Below are 15,795 nucleotides of genomic sequence, written 5' to 3'. Positions count from 1 at the left end.
GTTTTTTTATGCCTGCAAAAGCAGCTTCAAATAACGCTGGTTTCGATACGATTGCGCCCGTGGCTTTTAGCAACATAAAGCGCACGATCCGCTTTATCAATTAAACGCTTGTAATCCGGGTGGTAATCAAACCCGGCGACGCCAATGCTAACGGTGACCGAGAAGTGTTGTGCGGGTGTGACTTCAATCGTCAACGCGGCGATTTTCTGCCGCAGCGCTTCCAGAATGATCTTCGCCTGTAACAGGTCAGATTCGACCAGCAGCACCATAAACTCTTCACCGCCGTAGCGGAAAACGTAATCACTGCTGCGGAAGTGATCATAGATGGCAGCGGCTACCGTTTTGAGCGTGATATCGCCCGCGCTGTGCCCGAAGCTGTCGTTGATTCTCTTAAAGTGATCAATATCCAGCATCGCCAGAATAAAGGGTTTACGCACATTCAGTGCCAGCGAGATCTCCCGGCGCATAATGGTGGGAATAAAGCGGCGGTTAAGCAGTTGCGTCAGTGGATCTTTGCCATTTTCCAGCTCTACCAGCGCGTCGAACATCGCGACAAGCAGACGGTGGATTTGCCCGGTAAGCTGGCGTACTGTCTGCAACACCGCCATTCGTGGCTCCATCTCTGGCGATTGTTCTGCCGTAAGCGCCCGAGTAATGCGCTCGTCAGCCTGATTAATGAGTGCATCCATGTTAGCCAGCATCTTCTGATTGCCCAGCAGATGCTTACCTTTATGAGAAAACCACATGCCGAAATCCGATTCCGACAGGTAAATCAGATCCGCTGCGGGCAATCCGGTGGCGATATTGTAGATAAACTGGTTTTCCCAGCTGGTCAGGGCGCTAATCTGTCGCTCGCGCTCAACATTCACATCATCATAAATGGATAACAGGCGGTACTGTTCCTGTGCCTGCATTGAATTCTGATAACCTGGCGAATATGAAACGGTCATGGCTTCTATCGCGGTATCCATTGCCAGGCTGCTAAAGCAAAGGGTTTGGCTGAGTAATATGGGGGGAATCGTCGCTTTTGCTTGTAATAAATCATAAAGTTCATTTTCAGCTTACGCGCTCCCCGAGCGACAAGATCGATCGGTAAACCAATGCGCGCATGAACGATACCAATTTCCCGCTGTTTTTCCAGAAGTTGTTCGATGTCCTCTTTCGCACTACCCAACACGCTGCGCAGCCAGTGAAACATACTATGGCTAAGGCGTGTACTGACCTGTTCAGTGTTTAAAAACAGCTCACTTTCACTGTGCGAAAGCATGTAGTCATAAAAAACATTAACCAGATGGCGAATTTCCTCATCGGTCAGGGCAGACAGAATATCGTGTACTTGCGGTGGCGTTTGCTGCAGTAAGACCTGCCACTCTGTGAGAAGTAATGAGTGATGATTGTGTCCAACCTGTTCCATGCTTTCGCCAACCATTAATTTTGATGAAGTATGCGCAAGATAGTACGGCGGAAGGCAGGGGGCTGGTCAAGAAAAAACATCGCCCGGTAAGTTGTGCAAAAATTACGGGTGTGCCAGGCGTGGATCAAAAAAGAAAGGAAGCGCTTTTACGGTTTTTAACAGCTTATTAAAAGCGGGGTGATTCGGGTTCAGAATTGCATTATTCTCAAGCGGAACAACGCATGACGGCAGCACCAGCGCGACGGCGCTGTTGGCTTCCAGCCAGGCGGTACCTAAATCCATAGTCGAAAGCGGCGCCGGGTTTTCCTGCCAGTCCGGCGGTAGCCATTGCTTATCCAGATATTCAATCTCCTTGTCAGGGATCTCAATACTGAACAGTCCATACTGGTTCATAACCGCGTCACTGTGCATATGCACCAGCATTTCGAGTGCGGCAAGCGAAACGGATGAGGCGACGTAAACCGCCGGGTGACCTTTGTGATTCCAGCGACCGCCATAAAGATTTGCACCGCTGCCTGTCCAGGCTTCGCTGGCGTAGCGGCGCGTTACCAGTCGATAAAAGATCACGCAAACACTCCGTGTTCCAGCCTGCCGAGCAGGTCGGTCACTTCCAGCGCGCCACTTTCAGTGGCAATCAGCGAAATCGGCGCCACATTGCCAAGGCCGCGAACGGGGGTTTCCAGCCAGTCCCACGCCATCCTTTTGCTACCGAAAAACTGTACCGCAGCATCAACAACCCTTACTAAACGCGCAATACGCTCACTTTCTTCCGGTGTGAGTGTACGGCCGGCGCTTTTGCGACGCGCAATATTGCGTTCATTGATACCCGTGACGCGCAGGATGTCGGAGCGGGACATTTCTGTCCATTCATGAATATTGTCGAGAATGCTGACTGGCAAGCCTTCGTTCAACATCTGAACGAGTTTTAGTCCTCTGTTGGCGGGGAAACCGGCAAAGCGCCAGAGTGCATTTTCGGCTGGTTTTTGATCCGGGCTCCAGGTTCTCATCTTTCCTCCCATGTGATGACATTTGTCAGGGTTAAGTATAGACAATTGTCGTCATTGGTTAAACTCTAATCAGGAAGGATTGGCGTAAGAAAAACAAAAGGCCGGGAATTACCCGGCCTTTTTTAAAATTGATGCACTTAGCTGTGCTGATGGAAGATCTTAGCGGCTACGGAAGACAATGCGGCCTTTGCTCAGGTCGTACGGGGTCAGTTCCACAGTCACTTTATCGCCCGTCAGAATGCGGATGTAGTTTTTACGCATTTTACCGGAGATATGCGCAGTGACCACGTGACCGTTTTCCAGTTCTACGCGGAACATCGTATTAGGCAACGTTTCAAGAACGGTACCCTGCATTTCAATATTGTCTTCTTTGGCCATCTAATCCTCGGGGGTATCACTACCATAATTTTTGAACCGGCAAGATAATGCCGAAGTTCGTCTGTTAAGTAAAGATTTGCGCTGATAAAACGCAGCAAAACGACTTTTGCCAGTTACCCTCACGCCAACAGCCAGGACGCGCTAAAAGCGCAACCGTAAAGGGGAGCGGTGGAGTAAAGCGAAGGGCATCCCTGATACGAACAACTCCCGGGTGGGGCGGGGCAACAGGCAAAAGCTGCTCTGAGCGTCCATTATAACACCCTGATAAAAAATGTGCCGAAAACATTCGTCAGAGCGATGAAAACAGCGTTCGGGGCACCCAGAAGTGGGAAGGGAGCGGAAGTTTGCGCATTTTCTCGAGGTGTAAAAGATAATCCCGCCGCGGGATCTCAATGGCGCCGAGCGATGCAGTATGGCTATTCAGCACCTGGCAATCAATTAACTCGCCGCCCATGCGTACAAATTCGCCGCTAAAAACAAGCAATGCTGTTTTGGAGGCATTTACACGGCGACTAAACATTGATTCACCGCAGAACAGCGCACCTTGTGACACGCCATACATCCCACCCACCAACTCGTTACCTTCCCAGACTTCAATCGAGTGCGCATGCCCCAGCTCATGGAGGCGATGATAAGCCATCACCACGTCAGGCGTTATCCACGTGCCCTCATCGCGATCCTGCGAGCAGCCATCGATCACCTGACCAAAAGCATGATTCAGCGTTACGCGATAGGGAGAGGTTTTATGAAAACGCTTCATACTGCGGCTGACATGAAAGGTTTCCGGCCACAGCACGGCGCGCGGATCGGGCGACCACCACAGGATTGGGTCGCCAGGCGAGAACCAGGGGAAGATACCGCGCTGGTAGGCCATTAACAAACGCGCCGGACTGAGATCGCCGCCCAGCGCCAGCAGTCCATTGGGTTCACGCAACGCCGCTTCGGGCGAAGGAAAAGCGATAGAATGACGAGAGAGCTGCACCAGGCGCATGACTTCTGTGCTCCACAACGCGACAAGGGACCCTACTTACTATCGTCATTTTGGCCGTTCCACTTTAACGTTGCCGTTACAGAAACGGCAAAATGACGAATAGCCACTACAGACGCTGCTTAAACTGGTAGTACCGACCCTGTTTCGCCATTAACGCTGCGTGATTACCTTGCTCAATTATTTGCCCGTTGTCCATCACAATTATCCGATCGCAACGCGCCAGTCCACGCAGACGGTGTGTGACCATCAGCAGCGTTTTGCCTTTCATCACATCACCCAGTAATTCAAGGACTTGGCTCTCTGTTGCGGCATCCAGGCCTTCGGTCGGTTCGTCCAGAAGCACCAGCGGTGCATCATGCAATAATGCGCGAGCAATCGCCAGACGGCGTAGTTCACCGCCCGAGAGCTGGCGTCCGCCTTCACCAAGCCAGGCGTTGAGCCCATTATCCTCAAGCAGTTTTTCCAGCCCGACGCGAGTTAGCATCGCACTCAGGGTATCGTCACTGGCCTGCGGTGAGGCCAGCAATAAGTTATCACGCAGCGTTGCGCTAAACAGATGAACACGCTGTGGCACCATACTGATAAGTTTGCGTAAATCAGCTTCCGCAAAGCTTGCCAGCGGCTGGTCATTGAGACGAATCTCTCCTTGCTGCGGATCCCATGCGCGCGTCAGTAATTGCAATAACGTGGATTTGCCGCACCCGGTTCGGCCAAGGATCGCGACATGTTCTCCGGCGGCAATCGATAAAGAAATTGAGTCCAGCGCACGCTGTGGTTGGCCTGGGTAGTTAAATGTCAGGGCATCGAATTGCACGGCGACATCTGTTGGCGTGATGACACTATTTTGCGGGAACGTCACTTCCGGCTGGCATTCCGTTATCTGCGTGATGCGTATGGCGGACGCGATAACCTGCCCCAGGTGCTGGAATGCACCGGTGACCGGAGCCAGCGCTTCGAAAGCCGCAAGCGCACAGAATACAAACAGCGCAATCAACGCGCCGGGCTGCGTGTTACCACCAATATCGGCGGAAGCAAACCACAGCATAACCAACACTGCCGTGCCGCTGATGAGCAGCATCACGGCCTGCGAGACTGCACTTAGATCGGATTGACGGCGCTGGGCGTCATGCCAGCTAAGTTCGGTGTTTTCTAACTGCGCACGATATCGCTGGCTGGCACCAAAAATGGTTAATTCCGCCTGGCCTTGCAGCCAGTTGGTTAATTGCTGGCGATACTGCCCGCGCAGTGCGGTCAGGCTTTCGCCGGTCGGCTTGCCCGCGCGGTAAAATAACGGGGGCAGGATAATCAAGGTTGCCAGCATGATACCGCCCAATATCAGCGCCAGCGGTATGTCCAGTACGCTTAAACCCAGGGTGACAACAATGATCACCACCAGAGCACCAACCAGCGGGGAGATGACGCGCAGGTAAAGATGATCGAGCGTGTCGACATCGGCGACGACGCGGTTCAGTAGGTCGCCCTGGCGAAAACGCGCCAGTCCGGCAGGGGAGAGGGGGAGCAGTTTACTGAATGTCGAAACGCGCAAATGTTCCAGTACGCGAAACGTCGCATCATGGCTGACCAGCCGTTCAAAATAGCGCCCGGCCGTACGAATAATCGCTGCGCCACGCACACCGGCGGCGGGCAGCATATAGTTAAAACTGTAGATGCCCGCGACGCCAACCACGGCGCACGCAGAGAGGAACCAGCCGGAGAGCGTCAACAGGCTAATGCTGGCAAGCAAAGTGATAACGGCGAGGATAACCCCGAGCATCAACATCCACTTGTGGCGTTTATACAGTGCGAGATAAGGCAGTAAGGCGCGCATTTAAATCTCCTCCTGGCGATGGGCAAGGAGATCCGCAAAAATCCCCTGCGCAGCAACGAGTTCGGCGTAGCTGCCTTGTTCCATAATCTGGCCATCCTGCATTACCCAGATAGCATCCCAGTCAGCCAGGTTTTCTAACTGGTGCGTCACCATCAGAGTCGTTTGCTGGCGTGAGGCATCGGTAAGTGCCTGCATTACGCGTTGCTCACTGTGGGCATCAAGGCTGGCGGAAGGTTCATCCAGCAACAGTAGTTTGCAGGGAGAGAGCAGCGCACGGGCAACGGCCACACGCTGCGCCTGACCAACAGAGAGGCGTACCGCCTGATCGCCAGGCTGTGTCTCCAGTCCCTCTGGCAGCAGTGGCAGAAACTCGCTGACCCAGGCTTTATCCAGAACGGCTTGCAGCTCTGCATCACTGGCAGTGGGGCGTGACAGCAGCACATTTTCGCGCAACGTGGTGGCGGGAAGTTGCGGATTTTGCCCAACCCAACTTATCGCTTCGCGCCAGCTATCCGGATCTAACTCACTCAGTTCGATGCCGTTAACGCGCAATGAACCTTCATAAGGCAGAAAACCGGAAAGTACATTGATAAGCGAACTCTTGCCAGAGCCGCTTCTTCCTACCACGACGACGCGCTGACCAGCGGACAGGGAAAAATTGAGCGGTCCGGCGAGTACTGCGCCTTCGGGAGATTTCAGCAGCAAATCGCTCGCCGTCAGTGTTACCGGCTCATCGGTTTTCAGCGTGATATCACCTCGCTGCGGATGTGCGAGTGGCGCTTCCATAAAAGTTTTCAGGCTATCCGCTGCGCCAATCGCCTGGGCTTTAGCGTGATAAAAGGTACCGAGATCGCGCAGCGGCTGGAAGAACTCCGGTGCCAAAATTAACGCGAGAAAACCGGCGAACAGGGTTACGCCAGCCCCGTAGTGACCAAAATTCAGCTCGCCGAGATAGGAAAAACCGAAGTAGACCGCCACCAATGCAATCGATAACGAGGTGAAGAACTCCAGCACACCGGAAGATAAGAAGGCCATGCGCAGCACTTCCATGGTGCGGCTGCGAAAATCCTGCGAGGCATGACGAATATTTTCTGTTTCTGCAGCACCGCGGCCAAAAATGCGTAGCGTTTCCATTCCACGTAAGCGGTCAAGGAAGTGGCCGCTCAGGCGCGCCAGCGCTTTGAAGTTACGACGGTTTGCATCCGCCGCGCCCATTCCGACCATCGCCATAAAGAGCGGAATTAACGGAGCTGTACCCAGCAATATTAACGCCGCAGCCCAGTTAATCGGGAACAGGGTAATAACAATCAGCAGCGGAACGCTCGCCGCCAGCGCCATTTGCGGCAGGTAGCGGGCGTAGAAATCGTGCATATCATCGATTTGCTCAAGTATCAGCGTGGCCCAACTTCCTGCGGGTTTTCCCTGGATCCACGCCGGACCGGCCTGATGCAGTCGATCAAGAACCTGACGGCGAATTTCGAAGCGAATATGCGCACCTGCATGGAAACCGACACGTTCACGTAGCCAGACTACCCAACTGCGCAGGATAAAAATCAGAACCAGCAAGGTGAACGGCAGTAACAGGGCTTCGCGCGGGATATTCTCCATAATCATATGGTTCAGAATACGCGCCATAATCCAGGCTTGCGCGACGATCAGCACGCCGCTGACCACGCCGAGCAGGCGGGAGAGCGTCAGCCAGCGACGGGAAATAATACTTTGCTGTTTTAACCAGCGGGTCAGTTCTTGTTGACGGGTTTTATTCATTGCGCGCTTTGCAGGTGAAGTTATCGGATTTTGAGCTGGCGCAATGTTACATCGGAGCAAAAATAAAGGCGACTTATAGTCGCCTTTTTTACCTTTGTTACTGAGTTGTAAAGATTATTTACGTTCAGCCAGCCCGTCGAGATAACGTTCTGCATCCAGCGCTGCCATACAGCCTGTACCCGCAGAAGTGATCGCCTGACGGTAAATATGATCCATGACATCACCCGCAGCAAAGACGCCAGGAACGCTGGTTTGCGTGGCGTTACCATGAATACCGGACTGCACTTTGATGTAGCCGTTTTCCAGCGCCAGTTGACCTTCAAAGATAGCGGTGTTCGGGCTGTGGCCGATAGCCACAAACAGACCTGCAACTTCCAGCGATTCGACATTATCCGCATTCTGCGTATCGCGCAGACGCAGACCGCTAACGCCCATCTGATCGCCCGTCACCTCTTCCAGCGTACGGTGGGTGTGCAGCACAATATTGCCGCTTTCCACTTTATCCATCAGGCGTTTGATGAGGATTTTTTCCGCGCGGAAGGTGTCACGGCGATGGATCAGATGCACTTCAGAGGCAATATTTGCCAGATACAGCGCTTCTTCCACTGCGGTGTTACCGCCGCCAATCACCGCGACTTTCTGGTTGCGGTAGAAGAAACCGTCACACGTTGCGCAGGCGGAAACGCCACGGCCTTTGAATGCTTCTTCAGATGCCAGGCCCAAATAACGCGCAGACGCGCCAGTGGCAATAATCAATGCGTCGCAGGTGTACTCGCCGCTGTCGCCAGTCAGGCGGAACGGACGATTTTGCAAATCCACGCTGTTGATGTGATCGAAGATGATTTCGGTATCAAATTTGGTGGCATGTTCATGCATGCGTTCCATCAGCAGTGGCCCGGTCAGATCGTGCGGGTCACCCGGCCAGTTTTCCACTTCAGTGGTGGTGGTGAGCTGGCCGCCTTTTTCCATACCGGTAATCAGAACGGGTTGCAGGTTTGCGCGCGCAGCATAGACCGCAGCGGTATAACCGGCAGGGCCTGAACCAAGGATAAGCAGCTTACTGTGTTTGGCCGTACCCATGAGATCCTCATTGTTGTTTGGCAGACATTGGGCTGGATTGTAGGGAATTTACCGGCGTAAAAAAAGGGTGCAGCGATTTTGTTAACGATATGTGTAATAGAAAGGGCCGATGGCTGAGGGGCTGTTAACCGCCTAAATATAATAATTCCTACTGAAAAAGCGGCAGTTATAAGGTGATAAAATGATGATTAGGGAACGACCCTGATGAATATCTGGCATGTTGTACTAAAAAAAGATGTTTTGCTTTGACAATCCCCTGCGCATTTGCGAAAACATCAAAGGAAGAAAAAAAGCAGTGTTTCGCGCGTGACGCAAATTCATGCATGTAAATGCCATTTTTACCGGGCTAGCGAAATCTACGTATGGCGTGGACAGACGCCATTCGTGATATCGATAGCTGCCCCAGGCAACGGTCTTCTCAATACTGCCCCTGGGATTACGTGACGCGCTAACTTTCATTACGCGCCGCGTAGCGCGACGGGCAAAGACTCTGAACAGTGAAGTGCACAGGGTCAAGACAGGAGTAGGGAAGGAATACAGAGAGACAATAATAATGGTAGATAGCAAGAAGCGCCCTGGCAAAGATCTCGACCGCATCGATCGTAATATTCTGAACGAATTGCAAAAAGATGGGCGTATTTCCAACGTCGAGCTTTCTAAACGAGTGGGGCTTTCCCCAACGCCATGCCTTGAGCGTGTGCGCAGGCTGGAAAGACAAGGGTTTATTCAGGGCTATACAGCGCTGCTGAACCCGCATTATCTGGATGCATCACTTCTGGTATTTGTTGAGATTACTCTGAATCGTGGCGCGCCGGATGTGTTTGAACAATTCAATGCTGCCGTGCAAAAACTTGAAGAGATTCAAGAGTGTCATCTGGTTTCAGGCGATTTCGACTATCTGTTGAAGACGCGAGTACCGGATATGTCGGCTTACCGCAAACTGCTAGGGGAAACCCTGCTGCGTCTGCCGGGCGTTAACGACACCCGCACATATGTGGTAATGGAAGAAGTCAAACAGAGCAATCGTCTGGTAATTAAGACGCGCTAATACGGAACAGGTGCAAAATCGCTGTTTTTTGATTACACTCCTGTTAATCCATACAGCAACAGTGCCGGGGAGACCCGGCGCTGTTGTCCGTTTTAGCATCAAGGACCTGGAGAGCCTGTCTTGAGCCAGGAATACACCGAAGACAAAGAAGTCACACTGACCAAGTTAAGCAGCGGACGTCGACTCCTGGAGGCGTTGCTGATCCTCGTTTCACTTTCTGCCGTTTGGTTAATGGCAGCGCTTCTCAGCTTTAACCCGTCCGATCCGAGTTGGTCGCAAACGGCCTGGCATGAGCCTATCCATAATCTTGGCGGCGTGCCCGGCGCGTGGCTTGCCGATACGCTGTTTTTCATTTTTGGCATCATGGCTTATACCATCCCGGTGATTATTATCGGCGGCTGCTGGTTTGCTTATCGCCATCGGGCCAGTGAAGACTACATCGACTATTTTGCTGTATCGCTGCGCATGATTGGCGCGCTGGCGCTGATCCTTACTTCTTGTGGTCTTGCGGCGATTAATGCGGATGATATTTGGTATTTCGCCTCCGGCGGCGTCATTGGCAGCTTGCTAAGTACCACGCTACAGCCCCTGCTGCGTAGCAGTGGCGGTACGCTGGCACTGCTCTGTATCTGGGCCGCCGGTTTGACGCTGTTCACCGGGTGGTCATGGGTGACCATTGCCGAGAAAATTGGCAGTGTGATCCTCAACATTCTCACTTTTGCCAGTAATCGTACCCGTCGTGATGATACCTGGGTCGATGACGAAGAGTATGAAGAGGATGATGAAGATAAAGGTGATATCGACACTCCGCGTGAATCTCGCCGTACCCGTATTTTGCGTGGTGCACTGGCGCGGCGAAAACGGGTTGCCGAAAAGTTTGCGAATCCGATGGGGCGTAAAACTGATGAGGCGTTGTTCTCCGGTAAGCGGATGGATGACGATGAAGACGATATTGCTTATAGCGCTCGCGGTATACCTGCCGATGCTGACGACGTGTTGTTCTCCGGGCATCGCGCAACTGAATCTGAACAGGAATACGATCCGCTGCTCAATGGTCGCAGCATAACGGCCCCCGTAGCCACCGCTGCTGCCGCGACGACTGTCGCTGCGCAGGCTTATGCCGCGCCGGTTGATCCGGTGGTGCAGGCACCGCAGGAGATTGAATGGCCCTATGCGCAGCCGCCTGTACAGCAAGCTGCTGCGTATCAGCCAACGGCAGATGAGCATAACGCTCCTGCATCTTATCAGCCTGTATCAAACCCGTCGGTTTCACCGGAAGCGGCGCATCCGTCTGCACAATATGCAGAACCACACTGGCAGCAGCCTGTCGCGCAGGATAGCTGGACGCCAGAAGCTCCAGTGACGGCGCAGCCGCAAGAGGACGATATTTATACGCAGCCGGTACACGATCCGCTGCCATGGCAGGGTGAGGCGCAGCCGCAAATCTCCCCGGCACCAGAACTCGTAATCGAACCTGAACCTGTCGTTGAAGAAGTGAAACAGACTCGCCCACCGCTCTATTACTTCGAAGAAGTAGAGGAGAAACGTGCACGCGAGCGTGAGCAACTGGCGGCGTGGTATCAGCCGATTCCTGAGCCTGAGAATATTGAACCGGTTTCGAAGCCGGTTGTGCCGACTATGCCATCAATACCGCCTGGTGAAGCAACCGTTGCGCCAGTTGCAGCCGGAGTACAGCAGGCTGCCAGTAGCGTAGCCGCGGCAACCGCTGCGGCAGGTCCGGTGTTCAGCCTTGCGGCAGGTGGTACACCGCGTCCGCAGGTGAAAGAGGGCATTGGCCCGCAGCTTCCGCGCCCGAACCGGGTCCGTGTACCAACGCGCCGTGAACTGGCTTCTTATGGTATCAAGTTGCCGTCTCAGCGGATGGCCGAAGAGCGCGCGCGCGAAGAAGATGAAACGCGCCATCATCACGATCAATTTACTGAAGACGATGCTGATATGCAGCAGCAGGATGAACTGGCACGCCAGTTCGCCGCCACGCAGCACCATCGATATGGTGATGGATTCCAGCATGAGACGCCGCAATTCCAGTCGCAGCATGCTGTACCGAGTGAAGAAGACGCTGAAGAGGCAGAGCTCGCGCGTCAGTTCGCTGCGTCGCAGCAGCAGCGGTATGCGGGCGAACAACCTGCCGGGACTCAGGCGTTTACGCCGGAGGACTTTGCGTTCTCACCAATGAAGACGCTGGTAGATGATGGCCCAGGCGAACCGCTGTTTACACCAGGCGTGATGCCGGAGCAGGAGTCCCCTGCAGAGCAGCACCAACAACAACCGCAGCAACATTTTCAACAGCCAGCTTATCAAGCTGTTGCACAGCCGCAGCAATACCAGCAGCCGGTGCATCAACCTGTTGCGCAGCAGCAATACCAGCAGCCAGTGCATCAACATGTTGCACAGCAGCAATACCAGCAGCCAGCTCACCAACCTGTTGCACAGCCGCAGCAGTATCAGCGGCCAGTGCAGCAATCTGTCGCACAGCCGCAGCAGTATCAGCAGCCGGCGCATCAACCTGTCGCGCAGCCGCAGCAGTATCAGCAGACAGTGCATCAACCTGTGGCGCAACCGCAACCGCAGCCGCAGCCGCAGCCGCAAGAAAGCCTGATTCATCCGTTGCTAATGCGTAATGGCGACAGCCGGCCGATGCAAAAACCGACAACACCGCTGCCGTCGCTGGATTTACTGACGCAGCCGCCAGCGGAAGTCGAACCGGTAGACACGTTTGCGCTGGAACAGATGGCGCGTCTGGTGGAAGCGCGACTGGCGGATTTCCGCATCAAAGCTGATGTGGTCAACTATTCTCCAGGCCCGGTTATCACACGTTTTGAGTTGAATCTTGCACCAGGTGTGAAAGCTGCGCGTATTTCGAACCTCTCCCGTGATCTGGCACGTTCGTTGTCGACCGTTGCAGTGCGTGTGGTGGAAGTTATTCCGGGGAAACCGTATGTGGGTCTGGAACTGCCGAACAAGAAACGCCAAACCGTTTACCTGCGTGAAGTACTGGACTGCGTGAAATTCCGCGAAAACCCGTCGCCGTTGACTGTGGTACTGGGGAAAGATATCGCGGGCGATCCGGTAATAGCCGACCTGGCGAAGATGCCGCATCTGTTGGTTGCCGGTACGACTGGTTCCGGTAAATCGGTGGGCGTGAATGCCATGATCCTCAGCATGCTGTATAAAGCGACGCCGGAAGAGGTGCGCTTTATCATGATCGACCCGAAAATGCTTGAGCTGTCAGTGTATGAGGGGATCCCGCACCTGCTTACCGAAGTCGTCACCGACATGAAAGACGCTGCTAATGCCTTGCGCTGGAGCGTCAACGAAATGGAGCGTCGCTACAAGCTGATGTCGGCGCTCGGAGTACGTAATCTGGCGGGCTACAACGAGAAGATCGCAGAAGCTGCGCGAATGGGCCGCCCGATCCCTGATCCTTACTGGAAACCGGGGGACAGCATGGATGTCGAGCATCCGGTACTGGAAAAACTACCGTATATCGTGGTGCTGGTGGATGAATTTGCCGATTTGATGATGACCGTCGGTAAGAAAGTGGAAGAGCTAATTGCACGTCTGGCGCAAAAAGCGCGTGCTGCGGGCATTCACCTGGTGCTGGCGACCCAGCGTCCGTCAGTGGATGTCATTACTGGTCTGATTAAAGCCAACATCCCGACACGTATCGCATTCACTGTTTCGAGCAAAATTGACTCGCGTACCATCCTCGATCAGGGCGGTGCGGAATCGCTGCTGGGAATGGGGGATATGCTCTATTCCGGCCCGAACTCGACCTCTGCACCTGTACGTGTTCATGGTGCATTCGTTCGCGACCAGGAAGTGCACGCCGTTGTGCAGGACTGGAAAGCGCGCGGGCGACCGCAATATGTCGATGGCATTACCTCGGATAGCGAAAGCGAAGGCGGTGCAGGTGGCGGTTTTGAGGGGGGAGAAGAGCTGGATCCGTTATTCGATCAGGCTGTTAATTTCGTAACTGAAAAACGCAAAGCCTCAATCTCCGGCGTACAGCGCCAGTTCCGTATCGGCTACAACCGCGCAGCGCGTATCATCGAGCAGATGGAAGCGCAGGGGATCGTCAGCGAACAAGGGCATAACGGAAACCGTGAAGTGCTGGCGCCGCCGCCGTTTGACTGATTGCAAGGATATGTAACGCAATAGAAATTCAGTCTTTTCTTCTGTTGCTGTCGGTTCACGGTGCTTAGAGTGACAGAAGTATTCTCCCACGTCGGGAGTGACGTATTTAAGGAACAGCAATGAAAAAAGTCGCTTTGGTTTGTGCATTAATGGGTAGTTTGTTGGTCAGCAATGTCTGGGCTGATGCTTCCAGCGACCTGAAAAGCCGTCTCGATAAAGTCAGCAGCTTTCACGCTACCTTCACTCAAAAAGTGACTGACGGCAGCGGCGCTGCGGTGCAGGAAGGTCAGGGCGACCTGTGGGTGAAACGTCCAAACTTGTTCAACTGGCACATGACCCAGCCGGATGAAAGTGTTCTGGTGTCAGATGGTAAAACGCTGTGGTTCTATAACCCATTTGTTGAGCAGGCAACAGTGACCTGGCTGAAAGACGCCACGGGTAACACGCCGTTTATGCTGATAGCCCGTAATCAGGCAAGCGACTGGCAACAGTACAATATTGAGCAAAAAGGTGACGATTTTGTGCTGACGCCGAAAGGCAACAACGGCAATCTGAAACAGTTCACCATCAACGTGGGGCGTGATGGCACGATCCATCAATTTAGCGCCATTGAGCAGGACGATCAGCGCAGCAGCTATCAGCTGAAATCACAGCAAAATGGCACCGTTGATGCGTCTAAATTTACCTTTACCCCGCCGAAGGGCGTAACGGTTGACGATCAACGCAAGTAAGAGGCGTGCATGAGTAACATGTCGCTCGACTTCTCCGATAATGCGTTTCAACCTCTGGCCGCGCGTATGCGGCCAGAAAATTTAGCGCAGTACATTGGTCAGCAACATTTGTTAGCGCCGGGTAAGCCGCTCCCGCGCGCGATAGAAGCCGGACACTTACACTCCATGATTTTGTGGGGACCGCCGGGAACGGGCAAAACCACGCTCGCAGAAGTGATCGCGCGTTATGCCAGTGCGGATGTAGAACGTATTTCTGCGGTGACCTCAGGCGTGAAAGAGATCCGCGAAGCCATTGAGCGTGCGCGTCAAAACCGTAATGCCGGGCGCCGTACCATTCTGTTTGTCGATGAGGTTCATCGCTTTAATAAAAGCCAGCAGGACGCTTTTCTGCCGCATATTGAAGATGGCACTATCACTTTTATTGGCGCGACGACGGAAAACCCCTCTTTTGAACTCAATTCTGCATTGCTGTCGCGTGCGCGCGTTTATTTGCTTAAATCGCTGACCACTGAGGATATCGAGCAGGTTTTAACGCAGGCGATGGAAGACAAAGTGCGCGGCTACGGCGGGCAGGATATTGTTCTGCCGGATGAAACCCGGCGGGCGATTGCCGAGCTGGTTGGCGGTGATGCGCGCCGGGCGCTAAATACGCTTGAGATGATGGCGGATATGGCGGAACTCGACAGTTCCGGCAAGCGTGTATTAAATCCAGAACTGCTCAAGGAAATTGCCGGTGAACGCAGCGCCCGTTTCGACAACAAAGGCGATCGGTTTTACGATTTGATCTCCGCGTTGCACAAATCGGTCCGCGGCAGTGCGCCGGATGCTGCGCTTTATTGGTATGCGCGAATTATCACCGCCGGTGGCGATCCCTTATATGTCGCGCGTCGCTGCCTGGCGATTGCCTCTGAAGATGTCGGTAACGCCGATCCGCGTGCGATGCAGGTCGCGATTGCCGCCTGGGATTGTTTTACACGCGTTGGTCCTGCAGAAGGCGAACGTGCTATTGCGCAGGCGATTGTCTACCTTGCCTGTGCGCCGAAAAGTAATGCGGTTTATACCGCCTTCAAAGCGGCACTGGCGGACGCGCGCGATCGCCCCGATTATGACGTGCCGGTTCATCTGCGTAATGCGCCAACCAAACTGATGAAAGAGATGGGCTACGGCCAGGAGTATCGTTACGCGCATGACGAACCCAATGCCTATGCCGCCGGTGAGGAATATTTCCCGCAAGAACTGGCACAGACGCGCTATTATCACCCCTCGACAAGAGGCCTTGAAGGTAAGATTGGCGAAAAGCTCGCCTGGCTTACCGAACAGGATCATAAAAGCCCTATAAAACGCTATCGCTAGTGCGGGCGTTGCGGTAAGGTTACGACTTACACCATCGACC

Annotated in this window: 11 protein-coding genes and 1 pseudogene; 4 read left to right on the top strand and 8 right to left on the bottom strand. The window is 53.8% G+C overall.

All coding sequences use genetic code 11. The features are described from left to right. Window positions 1–26: 26 nt before the first annotated feature. From AAIG26_RS12550 to trxB, 8 genes and pseudogenes are all read right to left on the bottom strand, one after another. Window positions 27–1,414 (bottom strand): annotated as a pseudogene (locus AAIG26_RS12550) (diguanylate cyclase). A gap of 102 nt (window positions 1,415–1,516) precedes the next feature. Next, the gene (locus AAIG26_RS12545) at window positions 1,517–1,981 is read right to left on the bottom strand and encodes an RES domain-containing protein (RefSeq protein ID WP_020457219.1); all 465 of its coding nucleotides are present in this window, start codon (window positions 1,979–1,981) and stop codon (window positions 1,517–1,519) included. Further along, entirely contained in the window at window positions 1,978–2,421 is a 444-nt protein-coding gene (locus tag AAIG26_RS12540) for an antitoxin Xre-like helix-turn-helix domain-containing protein (RefSeq protein WP_343179966.1), read from the bottom strand. Before AAIG26_RS12540 ends, AAIG26_RS12545 begins: the two co-directional genes overlap by 4 nt. Window positions 2,422–2,580: 159 nt before the next feature. Then, entirely contained in the window at window positions 2,581–2,799 is a 219-nt protein-coding gene (gene infA / locus AAIG26_RS12535; protein ID WP_001040187.1) for a translation initiation factor IF-1, read from the bottom strand. A 289-nt stretch (window positions 2,800–3,088) separates the two neighbouring features. Further along, window positions 3,089–3,790 (bottom strand): leucyl/phenylalanyl-tRNA--protein transferase, encoded by a 702-nt coding sequence (gene aat / locus AAIG26_RS12530; RefSeq protein ID WP_020457221.1) that lies wholly within the window; start codon window positions 3,788–3,790, stop codon window positions 3,089–3,091. A gap of 106 nt (window positions 3,791–3,896) precedes the next feature. Then, window positions 3,897–5,618, bottom strand: coding sequence for a cysteine/glutathione ABC transporter ATP-binding protein/permease CydC (cydC, locus tag AAIG26_RS12525; protein WP_343179964.1), 1,722 nt, complete (start codon window positions 5,616–5,618; stop codon window positions 3,897–3,899). Continuing rightward, complete coding sequence (gene cydD, locus AAIG26_RS12520; RefSeq protein WP_097406915.1) at window positions 5,619–7,385, bottom strand: cysteine/glutathione ABC transporter permease/ATP-binding protein CydD; 1,767 nt, start codon at window positions 7,383–7,385, stop codon at window positions 5,619–5,621. Window positions 7,386–7,499: 114 nt separating this feature from the next. Beyond that, complete coding sequence (gene trxB, locus AAIG26_RS12515; protein ID WP_020457224.1) at window positions 7,500–8,465, bottom strand: thioredoxin-disulfide reductase; 966 nt, start codon at window positions 8,463–8,465, stop codon at window positions 7,500–7,502. A 553-nt stretch (window positions 8,466–9,018) separates the two neighbouring features. Between trxB and lrp the strand changes: the two genes are divergently transcribed. The 4 genes from lrp to rarA all read left to right on the top strand — a co-directional run bounded on the left by lrp (window position 9,019) and on the right by rarA (window position 15,755). Further along, the gene (gene lrp / locus AAIG26_RS12510) at window positions 9,019–9,513 is read left to right on the top strand and encodes a leucine-responsive transcriptional regulator Lrp (protein WP_000228469.1); all 495 of its coding nucleotides are present in this window, start codon (window positions 9,019–9,021) and stop codon (window positions 9,511–9,513) included. A gap of 120 nt (window positions 9,514–9,633) precedes the next feature. Beyond that, window positions 9,634–13,671 carry a DNA translocase FtsK gene (gene ftsK / locus AAIG26_RS12505; protein ID WP_343179962.1) on the top strand — a complete coding sequence of 1,346 codons (4,038 nt, stop codon included), beginning with the start codon at window positions 9,634–9,636 and terminating at the stop codon, window positions 13,669–13,671. Between the two features lie 119 nt (window positions 13,672–13,790). Next, complete coding sequence (gene lolA, locus AAIG26_RS12500; protein ID WP_343179960.1) at window positions 13,791–14,402, top strand: outer membrane lipoprotein chaperone LolA; 612 nt, start codon at window positions 13,791–13,793, stop codon at window positions 14,400–14,402. A 9-nt stretch (window positions 14,403–14,411) separates the two neighbouring features. After that, window positions 14,412–15,755 carry a replication-associated recombination protein RarA gene (rarA, locus tag AAIG26_RS12495; RefSeq protein WP_343179959.1) on the top strand — a complete coding sequence of 448 codons (1,344 nt, stop codon included), beginning with the start codon at window positions 14,412–14,414 and terminating at the stop codon, window positions 15,753–15,755. Window positions 15,756–15,795: the final 40 nt, after the last annotated feature.

Source organism: Kosakonia sp. PSU_27 (assembly GCF_039409795.1).
Classification (GTDB): Bacteria; Pseudomonadota; Gammaproteobacteria; order Enterobacterales; family Enterobacteriaceae; genus Kosakonia.
This window is presented reverse-complemented; position numbering and strand designations above follow the sequence as displayed.

Excerpts from the sequence above, each read along its gene's own strand:
- AAIG26_RS12540 (WP_343179966.1), bottom strand. The coding sequence starts at position 2,421 with ATGAGAACCTGGAGCCCGGATCAAAAACCAGCCGAAAATGCACTCTGG.
- infA (WP_001040187.1), bottom strand. The coding sequence starts at position 2,799 with ATGGCCAAAGAAGACAATATTGAAATGCAGGGTACCGTTCTTGAAACG.
- aat (WP_020457221.1), bottom strand. The coding sequence starts at position 3,790 with ATGCGCCTGGTGCAGCTCTCTCGTCATTCTATCGCTTTTCCTTCGCCC.
- cydC (WP_343179964.1), bottom strand. The coding sequence starts at position 5,618 with ATGCGCGCCTTACTGCCTTATCTCGCACTGTATAAACGCCACAAGTGG.
- cydD (WP_097406915.1), bottom strand. The coding sequence starts at position 7,385 with ATGAATAAAACCCGTCAACAAGAACTGACCCGCTGGTTAAAACAGCAA.
- trxB (WP_020457224.1), bottom strand. The coding sequence starts at position 8,465 with ATGGGTACGGCCAAACACAGTAAGCTGCTTATCCTTGGTTCAGGCCCT.
- lrp (WP_000228469.1), top strand. The coding sequence starts at position 9,019 with ATGGTAGATAGCAAGAAGCGCCCTGGCAAAGATCTCGACCGCATCGAT.
- lolA (WP_343179960.1), top strand. The coding sequence starts at position 13,791 with ATGAAAAAAGTCGCTTTGGTTTGTGCATTAATGGGTAGTTTGTTGGTC.
- rarA (WP_343179959.1), top strand. The coding sequence starts at position 14,412 with ATGAGTAACATGTCGCTCGACTTCTCCGATAATGCGTTTCAACCTCTG.